The sequence below is a fragment of the Campylobacter novaezeelandiae genome, assembly GCF_018968685.1.
Lineage (GTDB): Bacteria > Campylobacterota > Campylobacteria > Campylobacterales > Campylobacteraceae > Campylobacter_D > Campylobacter_D novaezeelandiae.
This window is the reverse complement of sequence record NZ_CP076657.1, coordinates 707,213-728,565: the sequence shown is the minus strand read 5'-3', so window position 1 is coordinate 728,565 and position 21,353 is coordinate 707,213. Positions and strand designations below refer to the sequence as shown.

The window sequence follows — 21,353 nt, the reverse complement described above, 5'->3', positions numbered from 1 at the left end:
ATTATAGTTTTCAATACAAAATAATAATTTTATAGTATTTTTACTTTTTATCATATTAATTTACATACTTAATGCCATTTACTTTAATATATTTTTAATTATCAAAGTAAAAAGAAATTATAAATAAAAATAAAATATATAAAATCCTAAAAATTTAAACTTTTTAAACTTTACAAATTTAAAAATACTAGCTCTTATAAAATATATATGGAAAAATTTCAAAAAGAAAAAGATATAATAAAAACAACAATTTAAAATCATATCCTTAGGAAAAATCCATGAAATACCCTTTAGATTGTGAGGAAAATTTTGAAAAATCTTTTTTATTTTGGCTTTGCAAATATGTCAAATTTAAACTTAATTCTCTTTCTAATAAGGAGCTTAAAAATCCACAAAATTTAGCAGAAGTTAATTTTGCTCTTACTAGAGGGGTAAAAAATATACAAGAACTTGATGCTCTTGTTAAAAAAGCAAGAAATGCTGGACTTAGCGGAGTAAATACATATTTTAATCCTTTAAAAAAATTCTTTGAATATATAAGTTTTTATAAGCTTTACTCCTTAAAACAAATTGATGAGGAACTTATAGTTGAGATTCTAGCAAGTATTACAGGAACACTTTCTGATGCAAGTAAAAAAAATTATCGTATTGCTATAATTAATTTTTTTGATTTTTTAGATAAGCAAAATGAAGAAGATTCAAAATCCCATATTTTTGATATAAATCTTAAAAACTGGGCAGGTATTAAAGGACTTAGCGGGGTTAAGCTTCCTGAGTTTATGAGCGAAGAAGAAATTAAAAAATTTTTAAAAGCTATTGATACAACGGATTTTAAAAACAATACTATTCGCAATAGACTTATTATTAAAATTATTATTTTTACTGGTATACGCGTAAGCGAGGCTATTAATATAAAAATGGGCGATATTAGCGAAGAAAATGATTTATATCTTATAAGAATTCGCGCCAAAGGCAATAAATATCGCATAGTTATGATCAAAAAAGAGCTTATAGAAGATTTGCTTAAAAATGTAAGCATTAATTATCTAAGCAAAGACGCCCTGCTCTTTGTCAATCGCAAAGGAACAGTCCTAACTCAAGCTTATGTAAGTCGTATAGTAGAACAAATTCTATTTAAGGCTGGAATTCGCAAGCAAAAAAATGGAGCTCATATGTTAAGACATACTTTTGCTACTTTACTTTATAAAAAACAAAAAGATTTAGTATTGGTTCAAGAAGCTTTAGGACATGCGAGTTTAAATACTTCAAGAATTTACACTCATTTTGACAATGACAAATTAAAACTTGCTGCACAAGTTGCAAAGGAACTTAGTGAAAAATAAAAAAGATTTTGCTGTTTTTGGGGATTTTTTATATTATGATTTAAAATACACCTTAAAAGCTTTCAATCAAAAACAAAGTAAAAAGATATTTGCTTTTGTAGAAAAACATAAAAATAAATTTTATTTTTTAGCTTTTTTTAGATATGAGTTTTATAAATATTTAGAGGATAAACACTATAAAAGCACCATTCCTTACTGTTTATTTTTTGCCTACAAAAAAAGAAAGATATTTAAAGCTTTAAAGATAGATGAAGAAAAATATATGCCTAGTTTTATAAAAAAACTAGATAAAAAAGAATATTATAAAAAATTTAATAAAGTAAAAGAAATTATTGCAAAAGGACAAAGCTATCAAGTAAATTTTACTCAAGAACTAAAACTTTTTAGTCATCTTGATTCTTTTGATTTGTTTAATCTTTTGCTTAAAAAGCAAAATACAGAATATAAAGCTTATATAAAAAACGATCTTTTAGAACTACTTTGTTTCTCTCCTGAGCTTTTTTTTAAAACTGACAAAAGAAAGATTATTACAAAACCTATGAAAGGAACCATACAAAGAGGAAAAGACGAACAAGAAGATAACAAAAATAAACTATTTTTAAAAAATGATATTAAAAATTTAAGCGAAAATGTTATGATAGTAGATTTATTACGCAATGATCTTTCAAAACTTATCAAAAAATATAGCATGCAAAGCAAACTTTTTAATATAGAAAGCCACCCTACCCTTCACCAAATGACCTCTCTTATCAAAGGAAAACTGAAAAAAAATATTAATATTTATAAAATTTTCAAAGCGCTTTTTCCTTGTGGATCTATCACAGGTGCCCCAAAATTAGAAACTATTAAAGTTATAAATAAACTAGAAAAAAGACAAAGAGGAATTTATTGTGGGTCTATAGGTTTAATCCATAAGGATAAAAGTATTTTTAATGTAAGCATTAGAACCTTAGAAAAGAAAAAAAAATATTTTAAATATGGAGTTGGAAGCGGACTAGTTTGGGACTCTAATAAAGAAGAAGAATTCAAAGAATTAGAATTGAAAACTAAATTTTTAAGTACTTGTAATTTTTATCTTTTTGAAACTATGCTTTATAAAAATGGTAAAATTTTATTTTTACAAGAACACATAAAAAGACTATTAAAATCAGCACAAATTCTAAATTTTAACACCCAAAAACTAGAAAAAGATTTCCAGCAAACCTTAAATCAAGATCTAAATTTAAATATTTTTAAAAAATTAAAACTTTTGGAACTTGATAATAAAATTTTCAATGAAGATCATGTCTTTTTTCAATCTTTTACTCTTAATAATTTGCATCAAAATGAAGGAATTTTAAAACTTATCTTATACAAAGATGGGCGTTATAAACTAGATATAAAAAAATTAGATTATTCTTTAAATAATAAGCTTATTTTAAGTAAAGAAAAAATATTTTCCAAAAATGATACACTCTTTTTTAAAAGCTCTTTAAGAAAATTATATAATGAAAAATCTACCCTATGGAAAGAAAAAAAGTGTTATGATATAGCTTTTTTTAATGAGAAGAATGAACTTTGCGAGGGTAGTAGAACTAACATACTAATAAAAAAAGATCAAATTTTTTACACCCCTACTCTAAAAAGCGGACTTCTTAATGGAATTTATAGAAAAATTTTACTTGATTTAAAAATAATAAAAGAAAAAAAACTCTTTAAAGAAGATTTAATAAATGCTGATGAAATTTATTGCATTAACTCTGTAAGAGGCTTAAAAAGAGTGGTATTATGAAGCGTATTTTAATTATTGATAATTATGATTCTTTCACTTATACTATAGTTTTTTACCTAAAAGAATTAGGCTTTAAATGCAAAGTAATTAAAAACGATGAATTTAAAAAAGTTAAAAAGCTTGATAAATTTCATTTTTCACACTTAATTATATCTCCTGGTCCAAACTCTCCCAAAGAATCAAAACTAAGTCTAAAAGCTATCAAATATTTTAAAAAAAAGAAAAAAATTCTAGGGATATGTTTAGGACATCAATGTATTGCAGAAGCCTTTGGAGGAACAATTGCTAAATTAAAAAATCCACAACATGGCAAAACCACTCTATTAAACCATAATCAAAAAGATATATTTAAAGGTATTAAAAATAATTTTGAAATTTGTCTTTATCATTCTTTGTATGTTAAAAAGCTTTCTAAAGAATTAACTATCATAGCCAAAAGCAAAGAAGATATCATCATGGGAATAAAACATAAGCTTTATCCTATTTATGGCATTCAATTTCATCCTGAGGCCATATTAAGTAAAAAAGGTAAAAAAATTCTTAAGAATTTTATAAATCTTTAATGAAACTCCTTATAGACTTCAGAATTAATTTTTAAGGCAGGGAAATGAAAATATTATTTTCTCCAAGCGAAAGCAAGAATGAAAATTGCACTGATAAACCTTTTGATAAAGATTCTTTTATTTTTAAAGAATTATTTAATTATAGAATGCAAGCTTTAAATTCTTTTTTTGATTATATTAAAAATACTTCTATAGAAGATCTAAAAGAATTTTTTGGCATAAAAGATGAAAAAGAGATTAAAAAATTTATACAAAATTTACACAATCAACCCACAAAAAAAGCCGTAGAACTCTATAATGGTGTCTCATATGAGTATCTTGATTTTAATACTTTAGATAAAAAAGCTAAAGATTATATTTATAAAAATACCTTAATCTTTTCAAATCTTTTTGGTGTAGTAAGAGCTGATAATCTTTTGCCTTTTTATAAATTTAAACAAGGTGCTAAATTGCCTAGCTTATCTTTGGAAAAATTTTATAAACAGCATTTTTCAAAAGCTTTAGATGAATTTTTACAAGATGAAACAATTATTGATTTAAGGGCTGGATATTATGATAAATTTTATATTCCAAACAAACAATTTACCACTTATAAATTCATAAAAAATGGTAAAATTGTAAGTCATTTTGCAAAAGCTTATAGAGGAATGTTGTTGAGAATTTTAGCTCAAAATGATATACAAGATAATAATACGCTTTTATCTAAACTTCCTTTAAATTTAAAACTAAAAGAAATTAAATACATTAATCTAAAAGAAGAAATTCTATTAGAAATTATTGATTAAACAAGGAGAAAGAATGGGATTTTTGTTAATTTTAATAGTACTTATATTTTTATTTACACTTTTTATAATTATAAATCGCTATGAACGTAAAATTAAAATTTTCACAAAAAATATACAAAGTATTAAAGAAAAAATAAAAGAACTTGAAATAAAAATTGAAAATAATAGCTCACTAATAGAAAAAAATCGCTCAAACATAGAAGATATAAATAAAATCAATCAATCATCATAGCAATCAATTCCAAAGGATGTTTAAAAATAGTTTGAACTTTTTCTTTTTCTAAGGAATTTGAAATTTGCATTCTACAAGCAGAACATTCAGCACTTACAAAATGAGCTTTTGTTTCCTTAATATCAAGAGCTTTTTTGCTTGCTATTTTTAAGCTTTCATTATATAGGTTAATTTGAGTATTTATCCCACCAAAACCGCAACATGAATCACTTTCATGCATTTCTTTTAAAATAAAATTATTTTTTAAAAGCTCTCTTGGTTCTTTAAAAATACCTTGAGTTTTTTTAGAATGACAAGGATCGTGATAAGTAACAATAAAATTTGTTTTCTTTTGTTCACTTAATAATTCTTTTAAAGAAGTGTTATGATAAAAATACTCCGTTGCAAGATAAATTTTAGAAGAAATTTTTTTTGCTCTTTTTGCCCACTCTTCTTGGTTGATAGAATTAAAAAAATATTCATAGTCCTTTCGAATCATCGAAGAACAAGTTGCTTCAGATATAATGATAGCATCTAAATTTTCAAGTTTTTTTTCAAAATACTCTATATTTTTTTTCGCAAGTTTTTCTACACTTTTAAAATCTCCGCTAAAAAAGTGTGCTACAGCACAACAATTTTGTTCTTTTAATAAATCTATATTAATTTTTAATTTTTTAGCTATTTTAAGAACAGCTTTAGCGCTTTCATCATAAAAGTAATTTTGCAAACATCCCACAAAAAAACCTATGGTTTTTTCTCCTTGATTATCAATAAAATTTGCATTAGAATTTAAAAAACTTTTTTTACTAAAAGAAGGGATTAGGCGATCCTTTTTAATAAAGGGTATATTAATTTTAGACTTCATTCCTAAATTTTTATCCTGTATTTTAAAAATACAAGGTTCAAAAATATAACCTAATTTTGCAACAAAATCCAAAACTGTTCTATTTCTTAAAAAAAATAAAATTATTTTTTTATATAAGGATAATGATTTATGGAAATTTTTATGACGAAAATCCATTATGGCTTTATCAACCTTTAAGTCAAAGGGGCAAATTTCAGTACAATTTGTGCATAAAAAACAAGAATCAAAAACATTTTTTAAATCATCGTTATAAAGAATTTCCTCTTTATTATAGGCAGATAAAAGCTCCAAAAAACCTCTAGGATTGTGGAGCTCATCTTTTTTTATTTTATAAATTGGGCAAGTTGGAATACATTTGCCACATTTAACACAAGCATTAGAAATTTCATTAAACATCATTATAAAGTTTTTGAAAAAACCTTTTTATCTTCATCTATTTTTTTCAAATAAGCATCAAAACACATTGCAATATTTCTTATAAGCAAAACACCTGTTTCATTTATTTTAATCATTTTAGCATCCATTTGAATAAAATCCCTATATTCATCTAAATTTGCTAAATCTTCTTTAAAATATTTAAAAAAATCAATATTAAATTCTTTTTCGATCATTTCTATATCTAGATAAAAATTCGCCATTAAACTCATAATAACAGCTTTTCTTATTTTATCATCTTCGTTTAAAACAATACCTTTTTCAAAAGGCAATTTTTTATTATCAATAGCTTTTTGATAATTTAACATATCTTTATAATTTTGAGCATAATAATTCTCGCCTTCTCCTATACTCGTTAAACCAACACCAATCAAATTAGCACCTTTTTTAGTCGTATAACCTTGAAAATTTCTATGTAAAGTATTATTTTGCAAAGCTTTAAAAAGTTCATCATCACTTTTTGCAAAGTGATCCATTCCTATCATTTTATAGCCATTTTGGGTTAAAAATTTTTCACAATACTCTAAAATAGAAAGCTTGATATCAGGAGTTGGCAAAGTCGCTTCATCAAATTTTCTCATATTTTTCTTAAGCCAAGGAACATGGGCATAATTAAAAATAGCTAAACGATCAGGGTTTAGCATAATAACTTTTTCCAAGGTTTTAGAAAAACTATTTAAGTCCTGATAAGGCAAACCATAAATAAGATCAACATTTACAGATTTAATCCCTCTTTTTCTTATCATATTAATAGCATTTTGCGTCAATTCAAAAGGTTGAATTCTATGAATTTCTTTTTGAACTCTTTCATCAAAATCTTGCACGCCAAAACTAATACGATTAAAATGATTTTGCGCCAAAATATCAGCTTGCTCTTCATTTAAAAATCTAGGATCAATCTCGCAACTAAGTTCTGCATTTTCATCAAAATTACTAAAAATACTTTTAATCTTTAAAATTAAATTCTCTAGTTGTTTGGCACTAAAAAAAGTAGGAGTTCCACCTCCAAAATGCATTTGAACAACTTTACGCTTAGTGTCTATTATATCTTTTAATAATTCAAGTTCTTTAAAAAGATATATTAAATATTCTTCTTTGCTCTCTTCTTTTGCGGTATAAATTACATTACATCCACAAAAATAACAAGCACTTCTACAAAATGGTAAATGAAAGTATAAAGAGATATCTTGTTTTTGCTCCTTTAAAAATCGAATATATTCTTCATATTTAAAATTTGTACCAAATTCAACCGCAGTAGGATAAGAAGTATACCTAGGTCCAGCTTTAGAATATTTTGTAAAAGCTTTATAATCTCTCATTTTCTAACTCTTTCCATCATAGCTTCCATATCAACAAAAAGATTTGGATGATCTTTTTTTATATCAGCTATAAGTTTTTCTAGATCTATATTAATTTCTGTCAAACCTCCATTTTTTGCTCTTTTTTTAATTTCATCCATAGCAACTGTCCAAGCATCATTAAAATCAATTGGAATTTGCTGATAAATAGCTTTTTCAAGTTTTAATTCAAAATTTTCTTTTTGTGTTTGTTTTAAACTTTCTAAAATATTTTTTAAACTTTTTAAAGATATAAGAGTATGGATTTCATCGTTTTCATCTACCATAAACCAAGGCTCTGGATTCTCAAAGCTTCCATTTTTTAAAATTAAAATTTTTTCATTATTATCAGTTTCTTTAAGCTCTAAAATAGTTTGTTCTTCTTTTTTTAAGCCTAAATTTTGAGAAAACTCATCAATACGTTTTAAACAAATAGCATGTTTATTTGATTTCATTTAATTTCCTTTATCTTGTAGAAGTTTAGCTAATTCTTTTGCATGATAAGTAATAATAAGTTTTGCTCCAGCTCTTTTAAATGCAATCATGGTTTCTAAAACAATTTTATCATAATCAATCACTCCAGCTTTTTTACCTGCTTGCAATAAGGCATATTCGCCACTAACATTATAAACACAAATAGGTAGTTTTGAACTTAAACTTAATTCTTTAACAATATCAAGATAAGCCAAAGCTGGTTTTATCATTAAAATATCTGCGCCCTGCTTTTCATCTTCTAAACTCTCTAACAAAGCTTCTTTAGCGTTAGCATAATCCATTTGATAAGTTTTTCTATCTCCATAGCTTGGAGCTGATTGAGCAACATCTCTAAAAGGACCATAATAGCTAGAAGCAAATTTAGTAGAATATGCCATAATAGGTAAATTTTCAAAACCATTTTCATCTAAAGCTTTTCTTAAAGCATAAATAATACCATCCATCATACCACTTGGTGCTATCATATCTACCCCTGCTCTTGCATGCACTAAAGCTTGTTTAACTGAAATCTCTAATGTGGCATCATTATCTACACTTTTTGTTTTTATATCAATAATACCACAATGACCATGATCTGTATATTCGCAAAAGCAAAGATCACTTATGACAATCAAATTAGGAAATTCTTTTTTAATAGCTCTAATACTTGTAGCAATTAATCCATTATCATCTAAAGCATCGCTACCACAGCTATCTTTTTTACTACTCTCTAAAACTCCAAAAAGTATAATAGCCTTAATGCCTAATTTTTCAATTTCTCTACACTCTTTTAAAATTTCATCTAAACTCATCTGAAAAACCCCCGGCATTGAAGGAATTTCTTTTTTTATACCTTTAGAATTTACAACAAAAAGCGGATAAATTAAATCATTAACACTTAAAAAATTTTCTCTCATCATTGATCTTATGTTTTCATTCACTCTTAATCTTCTAAATCTTTTAAACATAATTTTTCCTTTTTTTGATACAATATTAGCATAAAATTTATTACAGAAAGTATTATAAATGGATATAAAAATTTCAGAAATTGCAAACTTACCAACAAAATGGGGTTTATTTAAAATTCAAAGTTTCAAAGAAGGTGACAAAGAGCATCTTTGCATTTTTAAAGATACTCCTAAAGATATTTTAAATTTAAGAATTCACTCAGAATGCTTAACAGGAGATGCTTTAGGAAGTTTAAAATGTGATTGTGGAGAACAGCTTGAATTCTCACTTAAATATATACAAGAATCAGGTGGAATGGTTATGTATCTAAGACAAGAAGGAAGAGGTATTGGACTTTTTAATAAAGTAAATGCTTATGCTTTACAAGATAAAGGGTTTAACACTATAGAAGCTAATCATCAATTAGGCTTTAAAGCAGATGAAAGAACCTATGACATTGTCAAATTTATTTTAAATTTTTATAAAATTTCAAAAGTAAATCTAATAACCAACAATCCACAAAAACTTGAATGCATTAAAGACAGTATAGTCGCAAGAGTTCCTATACTGATAGAAACCAATCGTTTTAATGAAGAATATATTCATATTAAACAAACTCAAATGGGTCATCTTAAATAAATGAATTTATATTTAAAAAATTTAGATTTTTTAAAAGAATGTGATATCAAAAACTTTGAAAACAGAATTCAAATTTATAAAGATCTCCTAAACAGATACAATCGTATTCACAATTTAACCCAATTTAAGACTATTGATGAAAATATTATCGATAGTCTTAAAATACTAGATTTTAAAGACTTAAATTTTGCTAAAAATATTATAGATATTGGAAGTGGAGCTGGATTTCCTGCCATTTTTTTAGCTTTAATTTTAAAATCTCAATTTTATCTTTTTGAACCAAATGCCAAAAAAGCTGCTTTTTTAAGAAATGTTAAAATAGAATGCAAATTAGATAATGTTTTTATCATAAAAGAAAAAATACAAGATTATAAATCACAATTAATAGCAGATATTATAACCTCAAGGGCTCTTTGCGATATTTCTTCTTTGTTAGAACTTTGTAAAAATTTCTATAATAAACACACTCTTTTTTTACTTTATAAAGGAAGTAAAGCATATGAAGAATGTAAAAATCTAAAAGAATATGAAATTATAGAAAGAGATTTTAGAAAATACTGCCTTTTTAAAGGAATTTCACCACAAAATTCCTTTAAAAGCTAAAGTTAAAAAATATCCTATTACAATCAAAGAAAAAGCTAAAATTAATGCTAAGGCAAATACCTTAAAACCACTTTTTAAAAATTTTTTAAAATCTATTTGAAGTCCTAAAGCAGCCATAGCATAAACAATACAAAGAGTACATAATAACTTTCCAGTATTAATAATAAAATTTGTATCAATTCCTAAAAAATACTCTTGTTTTGATAAAAAAGTATTTACAGCAATCATAATTAAAAAAGCAAAAGCAAAATAAGGAATAGTAATTGTTTTTGAAGTTTTCTTAGAATTTTCATGTCTAGTTTTTGTAAAAAAATATGTTACAATCAGCAAAAATGGAACAAGTAAAATAACTCTCATCATTTTAATAATAATAGCTAAATTTGCTGCACTTTGATTAAAATTTGACATATCCTTTGCCATTTCAGCAGCACCAACAACATTGGCAACTTCGTGCAAAGTAGCCCCCATATAAACACCCATAGCATTTTGATCAAAATAAGGAATCAAATCAAATGAAAACATTATAGGATATAAAAACATAAATATAAGACCAAAAATTACAACTGTTCCAACAGCTAAAATTCCTTTAAAAGGATCAGATTTTAAAGAAGACTCAAGAGCTAAAACAGCAGCCGCACCACAAATTGAACTTCCAGCACCCACAAGCATAGAAGTTTCTTTATCAAGTTTAAAAATTTTTATCCCTATTAAAACAGAAAGTAAAAAAATAATTATAATAACCAAAAGAGAAAGTAAAAATCCCCATAAACCTACGCTTAAAAGTTCTGTTAAAGTTATATTAAAGCCATATAAAACAATACCAAGTCTTAATAATTTTTTGGCACTAAAATGCACACCTGCTTGAAAAGTGTGTTGATATTTAAAAAACCAAGGAGAAAGCAAAACCCCAATAATAATAGCAAAAGCAGTAGCAGCAAGATGTGTAGAATCTTTAATGCTCTGTAAATTAGAAAGATACATTGAACAACCAACTATACAAGAAACAAAAAATAGACCTTTAAAATTTGATCTTATTATTATCAAACTTTTTGTTAAAATATTAACTTTCATCAATATATTCCTTAATTAAATTTTTGACTATTATATTTTTTTTGTAATAATTGTAAAAATATATTATTTTAATATTCATAATAATTTTATTTAATCTTTAAAATTTTTATAAATATTTAATGGAGTTCTCAATGAAAATTAAAGACATGGAAATTTTTTTAGATCTTTTGAATACACAAAGTCCCACTTTGACTGCTAGTAATTTTTCTACTTCTCAGCCTAATGTTTCTATTATTGTTAAAAATTTAGAAGAAACTTTATCAACAACGCTTTTTGAACGCTTAGGAAAAAAATTACTTCCCACATCTAAAGCCTTACTTATAGGAAAAATATGGTTAAAACTCATTGAGGACTATTATAAAAGTTTAGAAATAGTTAATGATGATACAACTTTATTGGGTGAAATTAATATCGCATCAACTCAAAGCATATCAGAATATTTTATTAATGAAATATTGTTTAAATTTAAAGATAGCTTTCCTAAAGTTAATTTACATCATCAAACCCAAAATACACAAAAGAGCCTTCATCTTTTAAAAAATGGTTTAATAGAAATGGCTATTATAGAAACAACTATAACACAAAGTTACATAGATCATGAATCTTTTGTAAAAAAAGAATGGTATGAAGATGAATTAATTATTGTAAGTGCTGATAAAAAATTAAGTAATAAAGAATTTTACATTGATGAGTTATTAAATAAAAAATGGATTTTTAGAGAAAAAGGTTCTGGTTTAAGAGATGCCTTTTTGAAAAAAATTGGGCATATATCTAAAAATTTTCCAATTTTTCTAGAACTTGATAGAACAAATGCCATTAAAGAGCTTATCCTAAAAGAAGACGCTATTTCATTTTTTTCTAAAAAAGCTATTGAAAGAGAGTTGCAAAATAATATACTTTATCCAATAAAAATAAAAAATATTGATTTAAAAAGAAAATTTTATGTAGTAAAAAGAAAAGATTATCATTTTAACAGGGCTTTGGATAAATTTGAAAATTTTTTATTTGAATATAAAAATTTATAGGTTTGCTTATGAAAATATAATATAATTATTTTATTATAAATTAATATCTAAGGTATAAAAGTGTTATTTTTTGGTCATAAACTTATAAAAACTAAATTTTTTTTTCATGTGAAAGAAACATATTTTCAAAATAATGCTATAAATTATTTTTTTTATAACGAAAATTTAATCGAAAAGGCTAAGAAAAATAATTATGAATTTGCAATTCTTGCTCAAAAAAAAGATGATTTTTTTCTTTCAAATACACTTGGGGCAAAATACATTATTTGCAAAGATGAAAAAATTAGCCAAATTTGGAGCTAAAGCAGCTGAATTTTATCTTTTTGACTCCAAAATTTTATTATTGGTTGATAATTTTAAAAATCTTGATCAGGTATTTAAACTTAAAGTAGATGGTGTTATTTTAAAAACTTTAATAAATTTTTATTCCAAGGAAGATAATGACTTATTTAGAAATTGAAGGTGTTAATTATTTATCAGGTAATATAGAAATTAGTGGAGCTAAAAATGCTGCTTTACCTTTAATTGTCTCAAGTATTTTAGCAAAAAATGAAGTTAAAATATCTAATGTTCCTAATGTTGCTGATATTAAAACTTTATTTAACCTTCTTCAAAATTTAGGTGCTTATTGCGAATTTAAAAATAATAACGCCATTATCAATACCAAAACCCTTAAAAAAACTATAGCAAAATATGATATTGTAAGAAAGATGAGAGCTTCGATTCTTGCCTTAGGGCCATTGCTTGCTAGATTTGGAAATTGCGAAGTTTCTTTGCCGGGAGGATGTGCTATAGGACAAAGACCTATAGATTTGCATCTTTTAGCACTTGAAAAAATGGGAGCAAATATACAAATAAAACAAGGTTATGTTGTAGCAAGTGGTAATCTTAAAGGAAGTGAAATTATTTTTGATAAAATTACCGTTACAGGAAGTGAAAATATCATCATGGCAGCAGCGCTTGCTAAAGGCAAAACAAGACTCATTAATGTTGCCAAAGAACCAGAAGTTATACAGCTTTGTGAAGTTTTAAAAGATAGTGGATTAGAGATTAATGGTATAGGAACTGATGAGATAGAAATTATAGGCACAGATAGAGAACTTTTAGAATTTAAAGATATACAAGTGATTCCAGACAGAATAGAAGCTGGAACTTATCTTTGCGCTGGAGCTATTGTAAATTCTCAAATTTCAATTTCCAAAAGCAATCCATCGCATCTAAGTTCTGTATTATCAAAACTTAATCAAATGGGTTTTAAAACTTTAATTGAAAAAGATGTTATAACCCTACTTCCAGCAAAACAAATTTATCCTATTGAAATTCTAACAAGCGAATATCCAGGTTTTCCAACAGATATGCAAGCACAGTTTATGACTTTAGCTTTAAAAGCTAATGGAACAAGTATTATTGATGAGAGATTATTTGAAAATCGATTTATGCATGTTAGCGAACTTTTAAGAATGGGGGCTGATATAAAGCTAAATGGTCATATTGCTACTGTTGTTGGAGGAAAAGAACTTAATGCTGCTGATGTAATGGCAACTGATTTAAGAGCATCGTCTGCATTGATCTTAGCAGCACTTGCAGCAAAAGGAACAAGCAGAGTGCATAGAATTTATCATCTTGATAGAGGTTATGAGAACCTAGAAGAAAAATTTAAATCACTGGGTGCAAAAATTACAAGGCTAGAAGAATGAAAAATATTTTTCAAACTTTAGAAATTTTAGAAAAAAATATTAAAAGCATAAATGAATTTGAAATAGTATCTTTAGAAAATGCTAAAGATCGTTTTTTATTTGAAGATATTAAATCAAAAAAAAATCTTCCCTCTTTTGATAATGCAGCACTTGATGGATATGCTTTTAGATTTGAAGATAGGTTTAATGCACTAGATATAAAAGGCACGATTTTAGCAGGTGATAAAAATGATAAATTGATAGAAGAAAATGAATGTTATAAGATTATGACAGGAGCTAAAATTCCTAATAATGCTGATACTATCATTATGTTAGAAGATGCTCTTGTTGAAAATAACAAACTTATCATAAACAAAGATATTAAAAAATATAACGCTTATCGTTTTAAGGCAGAAGAGCTTAAAGAAGGTGAGATTATTTTAAAAAAAGGGGAAAAACTAAATAGTGCTAAAATTACCCTACTCGCTTCTCAAGGAATTTATAAAATCAAAGTTTTTAGAAAAATTAAAATAGGAATTTTTTCAAGCGGAAATGAACTTAAGGAACCTTGGCAAGAATGTGATAAAGATGCAATTTATAATGCAAATGCTCTTGGTGTTTTTTCACTTCTTTCATCCCCTAGTTCTGAAATTTCTTACCTTGGAATTATTAAGGATAATTTTTTAGATACAAAAGAAGCTTTAGAATTTAATGATTTTGATCTTTTGTTAACAAGCGGTGGAGCAAGTATCGGGGAAGCTGATTTTATGGAAAAAGCTTTAAAAGAGTTAAATTTTAATCCCATTTTTGAAGGGATAAAAGCAAGACCTGCTAAACCTAGTAAGCTTTATTGCAAAAATAAAAATTATATTTTAATCCTTCCTGGAAATCCTATGGCAGCTTATCTGTCTTGCTTTATTTTTGCTTTAAAAATAATACATCTTTTTTGTTCCAATTTTCAAAGTCATTTAAGCATCGAAGCTAAAATGGGAAAAGATTTAAAACTTAAATCTGGTAGAAATAATCTAATATTAGGAAATTTAGAAAAAAATTTATTCTATCCTATAGATCAAAATTTCGGATCAGGAATGATTACACCACTTATAAAAAACAATTTTTTATTTATAAGTCATGAAGATCAAGAGTGTATTAAACAAAATGAAAAAGTTAAAATAATACTACTTTAATTTTTTCATTTCTTTGGTCTAAAAATCTTAATAACTTCTTCATTTGCTTCAATATAAGCTCCTCCTATTAAATCTATACAATAAGGAATAGCTGGAAAAACAGGCTCTAAACATTCTAAAATTGCCTTTGGGTTACCTGGTAAATTAAGTATAAAAGTTTTATTTCTAATTCCTGCAGTTTGTCTTGAAAGTATAGCCGTTGGAACATATTTTAAACTCTGCATTCTCATAAGCTCTCCAAAACCTGGCATCATCTTATCGCATACTGCTTCTGTAGCTTCAGGAGTTACATCTCTTATAGCAGGCCCTGTTCCACCACTTGTAACAATAAAATCACATTCTTTTTCATCGCTTAAAAAAAGTAATTTTTTTATAATTAAATCATAATCATCAGGAATCAATTCCTTATGAAAAATAATCTCATTTTTTATATACGAACTTAAAACTTTTTCAATTTGCATAGTTGCTTTATCTTCATAGATTCCACTACTTGCACGATCACTTAAAGTTAAAATTCCTATGTTAATTTTTTGCATTTTTTCTCCTATAACCAACCTTTTTTCTTAAAAAATACCACAGGCAAAATAATAGAAATAATCATAATAAATAAAACCATGGGATAAGCATATTCTAAATCAAGTTCTGGCATATTTTTGAAATTCATACCATAAATAGTTCCTATTAAAGTTGGTGGCATCATAGCTACCGTAGCAACTGTAAAAAGTTTAATAATTTTATTTTGCTCTATATTGATTTGGCTTGCTAAAATAGTCTGAATATTATCTAAGATATTTAATTGAGAAACGCTAAATTCAACTAAAGAATTCAAGTCTTTCAAAACTATTACTAAATTCTGTTTAATATCCTTATCTATTTTATCGCTCTTTAAAAGCGAAGTCATGGTTCGCCTTTTATCAAATAAAGAATCTCTTACTTCCATATTTAACTCTTGTAGATTAGAAATATCCTTTAACATTTTATCATAACTATACTCATCCTTTTTCTCCAATACACTAATTCTTAATTTTCTTGCTTCTTTATCAATCCATTCTAGTAAATCAGCATCTTTTTCAACCCTTACTTCAAAAATTTTATCAATAATATCAAAACCATCTTCAAAATTTTTAGGACTTGCTAATATCCTTGCTTGTATTTCTGTAAAAGTGCTAAATTCACTATATCTTATAGTAAATAAAATATTACTTCTAGTTATAAAAGTAACAATCTCTGTATTAAAATTTATATCTTTTCTTTTATTGTTATTTAATTCTTTTATTAAAAAATGTGCATTTATTGTAATTGTAGCACTATCTTCCCAATACTTTGCACTAAGCTCAATTTCTTCTCTTTCCTCTTTGCTTGGAAACTCAATATTAAATTTTGATGAAATATATTGCACTTCGTCAATACTTGGATAAATAAGATCAATCCATAAAATATTACTTGGTAATTCATCCTTGCTAAATTCAAAATCAATTCTTTTAACCAAGGTATTTTGCTTGATATAAATATGCAGCATCTTTTTTTCCTAAAAATTTACAAAATAAAATAATTCCAAAAAAATATCATTATTTATACCCTTATTTAATTTAAATTTACATAAATAACATATCATTTTATTTCAATATTAAAGGAGTAATAATGAAAAAAGCAATACTAAAACTTTGCCTAATTGCCCCATTAAGTCTTTTAGCTAATGCTAAAACTATCGAAGTTTACGAAAGTCCAACTTGTGGTTGTTGTGATCTTTGGGCATCTTACATGCAAAAAAAAGGCTATAAAGTAAATATTCACAAAACAAATGATTTTCTAAATATTAAAGAAAAATATAAAATCAATCCATACTATCAAAGTTGTCATACAGGTATTATTGATGGTTATGCTATTGAAGGACATGTTCCAGAAGATGCTATATCTTGGCTTTTATCTCATAAACCAAAAGACGTTATAGGAATTTCTGCCCCTGGTATGCCGCAAGGAAGTCCAGGAATGGAGCAAGGCTATGAAGAAGAATATCCTGTTATTCTAATGCTTAAAGATGGGTCATATAAAATTTATGCATACTATAAAGGTGATAAAATCGTAAGAAAGGTAAAATAAGCTTAGCAAAAAATGCTAAGCTTATTTTTATGAAAGATTAGTAGCAAGTCCACCTAATGATGTTTCTTTATATCTATAATCCATATCTTTCCCTGTTTCATACATGGTCTTAATAACTTCATCAAGAGTAACCATAGGGGTGCTTTTTCTAGTCATAGACATTCTTGCAGCTGAAATTGCCTTAATCGCTCCAAATGCATTTCTTTCTATACAAGGAATTTGAACAAGTCCAGCAACAGGATCACAAGTAAGTCCTAAATGATGCTCCATTGCAACTTCTGCAGCATTGCAAGCTTTAAAAGCATTGGCTCCTAAAACTGTTGCCATAGCTCCAGCAGCCATAGAGCTAGCACTTCCTATTTCTGCTTGACAGCCAGCTTCAGCACCACTGATACTTGCATTTTTCTTATAAAAAGATCCAATCAACATAGCGGCAAGTAAAAATTCTATAGCTTTTTCATCATTAAAACCTATAGTATGGTTTTTAAGATAAAGCATAACAGCTGGAACAACAGCACATGCTCCATTAGTAGGAGCTGTTACAACTTTTGCTCCACTAGCATTTTCTTCTGCAATAGAAATGGCATATAAAGAAATAAAATCAATGATACCGATAGGATCAGTAGTCATTTTTACTCTTTCTTTTAAACCTTTAGCTCTCCTTCTTAAGTGAAGTTTTCCTGGTAAATATTCTTCTGTCGGATGCGTACCATTATAATATGCTTCTTGCATCACTTCCCAAATTTCTAAACAATATGTTCTTATTTCTTCTTTTGTATGAAATTGTAATTCATAATTGTAAGAAAGTTCATACAAATTCCAATTATTTTTTTCGCAAAGCTCTAGTGCTTCTTGAGCATTATTAATTTCTAAATCAAATTTCTGTTTTTGTGCTTGTATCCCAGAATTTCTTTTTTCTAGCTGTTCTTCGGTTAAAACAAAACCACCTCCGACAGAATAATAAATTTCTTCATCTACAAGTTTATTTTCTCCATCAAAAGCTTGTATTTTCATTCCATTTTCATGTAAAGGTAAAAATTCTTTTGAAAAAATTAAATCTTTATCATAAAAAAATTCAATTTCTTTTTTTCCGCAAAGATTGATTTTATTATTCTCTAGAGCATCTTTATTAACTTGATTTTGAATTTGAGAATTTATACTTTTTGCCTCTAAGGCATTCAATCCCCAGATTACAGCTTTATCACTTAAATGTCCTTTACCAGTTAAAGATAAAGAACCATAAAGAGTAATTTTAAGTTTTTGAATATTTTCTAATTTATGTTCAATTTTTTTACAAAATAAATTTCCTGCCAACATAGGTCCTAGAGTGTGAGATGATGATGGACCTACACCAATTTTAAAAATATCTAAATTACTCATGTGTTTTACCACCTAAGATAAGAGTCCATGAATTGCAGCTGAAATTGCAATAAGACCGATAATAACAATAAAAATATCTAAACCTTTACTTCTAAATTTTTTCAATAAATCAAAACGATAAATACAATAAACTGGCATTAAGAAAAGTAATATCGCTAAAACAGGTCCTCCAATAGACTCTATAATTCCAATAGCACTAGGATTTTTATAAGCTACAAACCAAGCAATAAGAAAAGTAAAAATACCTGTAATTGTATTAGCAATTTTTCCTTGAATCTTACCATCTGAAATTTTATATAATACCCCATTTAAACCCTCTTGGGATCCAAGATAATGGCCTAGAAAACTTTTACTCATCGCAACAAGTGCTATAATCGGCGCAATATACGCTAAAAATACTGCTTCAGGAAAACGGTTAGCTATGTAAGTTAAAATATTAACGTTTTGTGTCTTAGCTTGAGTAAAATCCTCAGGAGTCAAACATAAAGCACAAGAAAATACAAAAAACATTACCACTACAACCATTAACATAACAGAGCGTGAAATAATTTTAGAAGCTTTAGCTTCTGCTTGATCTCCATATTCTTTTTTACAAAAACAAGCTAAAGAAGAAATAATAGGAGAATGGTTAAAGCTAAAAACCATTACAGGAACTACTAACCATAAAGTAACCCAAAAATTTGCTTCACCTAAAGAACTAAAACTAATATTTTGAAAGATAGCGCCATTCCAATGAGGAATTAAAAATAAAGAAATTACAACAAGCATAAGAATAAAAGGGAAAACCAAAAGACTCATAGCTTTAGTTACAATTCCTTCACCAAGTATCGAAACAAGCATTAGACCAGCTACAATAAAAAATGAAATTACTAATCTTAAACCATTGATATATTCTGCTTCCATTCCAATTTGATTGATTAAAAATTCAATTAATGTAGTTGTTAAATTTGCACTATATACCAATAATATAGGTAAAATTGCAAAAAAATATAAAAGAGTGATTAAAAAACCTCCGCCTTTTCCAAAATATGTTTCCGCAACAAATGTAATATCATCTCTAGGATTTGAGCTTGATAGCACAAAACGAGAAAGATTTCTATGAGCAAGATAAGTCATAGGATATGCCAAAACAAGTATAACAAGCAAAGGGAATAACCCACCTAAACCCGCATTAATAGGCAAAAATAAAACTCCTGCACCAATAGCAGTTCCAAATAAAGAAAGAATCCATCTTAGATCATGTCCTGTTAATTTACAAGAATTCATACTTAATTTCCTTTTTTGTTAAATATCATTTTATTCTATCAAATTATTAATAAATATAAAATGTTTTTTTGTATCATTTTATTAAAAAATGTAACTTTTTGAAACAAAATATATAAAATTTATATATTTTGTTTAAAATTATTTAATATATATTTATTAAATATTTAAAGATAAAATCTCAGCTTTGTTATTAATTACAGCAATGCAGTGTTCATAATGCGCAGTATTAAGTTCATCTATGCTTCCAGCATCCCATTTCCCATTAAAATGTTTTGGCTCTCCTGCTTTTTGACAAATCATAGGTTCAATACAAAAAACCATACCATTTTTAATTTTAGGACCACTTTTGGCATTAGCTCCATTTTCAAGATAATTCAATATTTCAGGTTCGCTATGTGGCTTTTTTCCAATTCCATGCCCACAATATCCTCTTAATGGAACAAAACCTCTTTTTGTTATAAATTCCCCTAAAGCTGCAGAAAGCTCCTTAAAACGCATTCCCTGATAAATTATATCAATAGCATAATATAAAGCATCTTTGGCGCAAGAAATTAATTCTTCATCTTTTAAAGAAATTTTACCTATAGGGATAGTTCTAGCAGCATCTCCATAATATCCATCTAAAAAAGTTCCAACATCAATACCTAAAATATCCCCTTCTTTAAGAATTTTTTCATCAGGAATACCATGAATACAAACTTGATTCAAAGAAGTGCAAATTGCACCGGGAAAACCATAAAGTCCCTTAAATGAAGGTTTGGCTCCATTTAAAAGTATAAAATCCTCAGCTATTTTATCAATCTCTTTTAAGCTCATACCTGGTTTAATTTGTTCTTCTAGAAAATCTAATGTTTTAGCTACTATTTGATTTGCTTTTCTTAATTTCTCTATTTCTACAGGTTTTTTAATCTCTATCATCTTATTCCTTTTTTTAAAAATTAAGCCATTTTTTAGCAATAAATTTTAAATAATCGACATTACTAGAAGCATAAAATTCAACTTTAGATTCTTTATAAATTTTCAAGGTATAATGATTTTTTAAAAACTCTACCATAGAGTCGCCAGAATGTATTAATTTTATATTATTTTCAAAATAATTTTCTAAAGGATTTGAAAGAAAAGGAAAATGGGTACAGGCTAAAATAAGAGCATCGGGATTTTGAATATCTTTAAAATAATAATTAAATACGCTATTTAAAACCTCTCTTTCAAAAATTCCTTCTTCTACTAAAGGCACAAAAAGTCCTGTTGCTAAAGCTTGAATTTGAGTAAAACCTTCCAATGTTAAACGTTTTTGATATTCTTTTGAATCAATTGTTGCTTTCGTTGCAATAACTAAAATTTTTTTATTTTTATCTTTAATCTGTTTTTTAGTTTCATTAATGCCGGCTTCAATTACTCCAAAAACAGGAAAAGAACAATTTTGACGTAAAGCATCTAGAGCATAAGCACTTGCTGTATTGCAAGCAATGACTAGAAAATCAACTTTATGCTGTTTAAAAAATTCAAGTGCCTCAAGACAAAATTTAATAATAGTATCTTTATCTTTTGTTCCGTAAGGAACACGTGCTGTATCTCCATAATAAATTATTTTTTCAAATAATTTTGAATTATACAAAGATTTTAAAACACTAAGACCCCCTATACCACTATCAAAAACTCCAATTTTCAAAA

General features: G+C 26.6%; 22 protein-coding genes and 1 pseudogene. 12 read left to right on the top strand and 11 right to left on the bottom strand.

Annotation, left to right across the window (positions count from 1 at the left end; all coding sequences use genetic code 11):
- Window positions 1-278 precede the first annotated feature (278 nt).
- Genes CNZW441b_RS03840 through CNZW441b_RS03820 form a run of 5 tightly spaced genes read left to right on the top strand, consistent with a single transcriptional unit; the run spans window position 279 to window position 4,694 of the window.
- Entirely contained in the window at window positions 279-1,343 is a 1,065-nt protein-coding gene (locus CNZW441b_RS03840) for a tyrosine-type recombinase/integrase (RefSeq protein ID WP_131163333.1), read from the top strand.
- Window positions 1,333-3,114: a chorismate-binding protein gene (locus tag CNZW441b_RS03835; RefSeq protein WP_131166094.1), complete on the top strand. Its 1,782-nt coding sequence runs from the start codon at window positions 1,333-1,335 to the stop codon at window positions 3,112-3,114. The genes CNZW441b_RS03840 and CNZW441b_RS03835 overlap by 11 nt, the downstream gene beginning before the upstream one ends.
- Window positions 3,111-3,677, top strand: coding sequence for an anthranilate synthase component II (locus CNZW441b_RS03830; protein WP_131166095.1), 567 nt, complete (start codon window positions 3,111-3,113; stop codon window positions 3,675-3,677). The genes CNZW441b_RS03835 and CNZW441b_RS03830 overlap by 4 nt, the downstream gene beginning before the upstream one ends.
- 44 nt (window positions 3,678-3,721) lie before the next feature.
- Window positions 3,722-4,462: a YaaA family protein gene (locus CNZW441b_RS03825; protein WP_216681588.1), complete on the top strand. Its 741-nt coding sequence runs from the start codon at window positions 3,722-3,724 to the stop codon at window positions 4,460-4,462.
- A gap of 13 nt (window positions 4,463-4,475) precedes the next feature.
- Window positions 4,476-4,694: a hypothetical protein gene (locus tag CNZW441b_RS03820; protein WP_131166097.1), complete on the top strand. Its 219-nt coding sequence runs from the start codon at window positions 4,476-4,478 to the stop codon at window positions 4,692-4,694.
- Here the strand turns inward: CNZW441b_RS03820 and CNZW441b_RS03815 are convergent.
- The 4 genes and pseudogenes from CNZW441b_RS03815 to hemB all read right to left on the bottom strand — a co-directional run bounded on the left by CNZW441b_RS03815 (window position 4,678) and on the right by hemB (window position 8,752).
- Complete coding sequence (locus CNZW441b_RS03815; RefSeq protein WP_216681587.1) at window positions 4,678-5,937, bottom strand: (Fe-S)-binding protein; 1,260 nt, start codon at window positions 5,935-5,937, stop codon at window positions 4,678-4,680. The two genes, CNZW441b_RS03820 and CNZW441b_RS03815, sit on opposite strands and share 17 nt — an antisense overlap.
- The gene (gene hemN, locus CNZW441b_RS03810) at window positions 5,937-7,292 is read right to left on the bottom strand and encodes an oxygen-independent coproporphyrinogen III oxidase (RefSeq protein ID WP_216681586.1); all 1,356 of its coding nucleotides are present in this window, start codon (window positions 7,290-7,292) and stop codon (window positions 5,937-5,939) included. Before hemN ends, CNZW441b_RS03815 begins: the two co-directional genes overlap by 1 nt.
- A pseudogene (locus CNZW441b_RS03805) lies at window positions 7,279-7,765 on the bottom strand (DUF2603 domain-containing protein). Before CNZW441b_RS03805 ends, hemN begins: the two are co-directional and overlap by 14 nt.
- A complete protein-coding gene (gene hemB, locus CNZW441b_RS03800) occupies window positions 7,766-8,752 on the bottom strand; it encodes a porphobilinogen synthase (protein WP_131166101.1) in 987 nt (328 codons plus the stop codon).
- A gap of 58 nt (window positions 8,753-8,810) precedes the next feature.
- Here hemB and ribA point away from each other — a divergent pair, with 58 nt between their 5' ends.
- Entirely contained in the window at window positions 8,811-9,371 is a 561-nt protein-coding gene (gene ribA, locus CNZW441b_RS03795; RefSeq protein ID WP_216681585.1) for a GTP cyclohydrolase II, read from the top strand.
- Window positions 9,372-9,974: a 16S rRNA (guanine(527)-N(7))-methyltransferase RsmG gene (gene rsmG, locus CNZW441b_RS03790; RefSeq protein WP_216681584.1), complete on the top strand. Its 603-nt coding sequence runs from the start codon at window positions 9,372-9,374 to the stop codon at window positions 9,972-9,974.
- Here rsmG and CNZW441b_RS03785 read toward each other — a convergent pair.
- Window positions 9,948-11,045, bottom strand: a complete 1,098-nt coding sequence (locus CNZW441b_RS03785) for a YeiH family protein (RefSeq protein ID WP_216681583.1) — start codon at window positions 11,043-11,045, stop codon at window positions 9,948-9,950. The genes rsmG and CNZW441b_RS03785 overlap by 27 nt on opposite strands.
- 131 nt (window positions 11,046-11,176) lie before the next feature.
- Here CNZW441b_RS03785 and CNZW441b_RS03780 point away from each other — a divergent pair, with 131 nt between their 5' ends.
- From CNZW441b_RS03780 to CNZW441b_RS03765, 4 genes are all read left to right on the top strand, one after another.
- The gene (locus CNZW441b_RS03780) at window positions 11,177-12,070 is read left to right on the top strand and encodes a LysR family transcriptional regulator (RefSeq protein ID WP_131166104.1); all 894 of its coding nucleotides are present in this window, start codon (window positions 11,177-11,179) and stop codon (window positions 12,068-12,070) included.
- A gap of 60 nt (window positions 12,071-12,130) precedes the next feature.
- Window positions 12,131-12,373: a hypothetical protein gene (locus CNZW441b_RS08125; RefSeq protein WP_244985445.1), complete on the top strand. Its 243-nt coding sequence runs from the start codon at window positions 12,131-12,133 to the stop codon at window positions 12,371-12,373.
- Window positions 12,374-12,510: 137 nt separating this feature from the next.
- Window positions 12,511-13,767, top strand: a complete 1,257-nt coding sequence (gene murA, locus CNZW441b_RS03770) for a UDP-N-acetylglucosamine 1-carboxyvinyltransferase (protein WP_131163347.1) — start codon at window positions 12,511-12,513, stop codon at window positions 13,765-13,767.
- Window positions 13,764-14,933, top strand: a complete 1,170-nt coding sequence (locus CNZW441b_RS03765; protein WP_216681582.1) for a molybdopterin molybdotransferase MoeA — start codon at window positions 13,764-13,766, stop codon at window positions 14,931-14,933. The genes murA and CNZW441b_RS03765 overlap by 4 nt, the downstream gene beginning before the upstream one ends.
- A gap of 5 nt (window positions 14,934-14,938) precedes the next feature.
- Here CNZW441b_RS03765 and mog read toward each other — a convergent pair whose 3' ends face one another.
- Window positions 14,939-15,469: a molybdopterin adenylyltransferase gene (gene mog, locus CNZW441b_RS03760; RefSeq protein WP_131163349.1), complete on the bottom strand. Its 531-nt coding sequence runs from the start codon at window positions 15,467-15,469 to the stop codon at window positions 14,939-14,941.
- Between the two features lie 8 nt (window positions 15,470-15,477).
- Window positions 15,478-16,452, bottom strand: coding sequence for a magnesium/cobalt transporter CorA (gene corA / locus CNZW441b_RS03755; RefSeq protein ID WP_131163350.1), 975 nt, complete (start codon window positions 16,450-16,452; stop codon window positions 15,478-15,480).
- Window positions 16,453-16,574: 122 nt separating this feature from the next.
- Between corA and CNZW441b_RS03750 the strand changes: the two genes are divergently transcribed.
- A complete protein-coding gene (locus CNZW441b_RS03750) occupies window positions 16,575-17,033 on the top strand; it encodes a DUF411 domain-containing protein (protein ID WP_131166108.1) in 459 nt (152 codons plus the stop codon).
- A 27-nt stretch (window positions 17,034-17,060) separates the two neighbouring features.
- On the opposite strand, the gene CNZW441b_RS03745 is transcribed toward CNZW441b_RS03750, so the two are convergent.
- The 4 genes from CNZW441b_RS03745 to murI form a co-directional block, all read right to left on the bottom strand.
- The gene (locus CNZW441b_RS03745) at window positions 17,061-18,413 is read right to left on the bottom strand and encodes an L-serine ammonia-lyase (RefSeq protein WP_131163352.1); all 1,353 of its coding nucleotides are present in this window, start codon (window positions 18,411-18,413) and stop codon (window positions 17,061-17,063) included.
- Window positions 18,414-18,425: 12 nt separating this feature from the next.
- Entirely contained in the window at window positions 18,426-19,679 is a 1,254-nt protein-coding gene (locus CNZW441b_RS03740; protein ID WP_131163353.1) for an SLC5/6 family protein, read from the bottom strand.
- Between the two features lie 156 nt (window positions 19,680-19,835).
- Window positions 19,836-20,597, bottom strand: a complete 762-nt coding sequence (map, locus tag CNZW441b_RS03735) for a type I methionyl aminopeptidase (protein ID WP_131163354.1) — start codon at window positions 20,595-20,597, stop codon at window positions 19,836-19,838.
- 13 nt (window positions 20,598-20,610) lie between these two features.
- Complete coding sequence (murI, locus tag CNZW441b_RS03730; protein ID WP_216681581.1) at window positions 20,611-21,351, bottom strand: glutamate racemase; 741 nt, start codon at window positions 21,349-21,351, stop codon at window positions 20,611-20,613.
- Window positions 21,352-21,353: the final 2 nt, after the last annotated feature.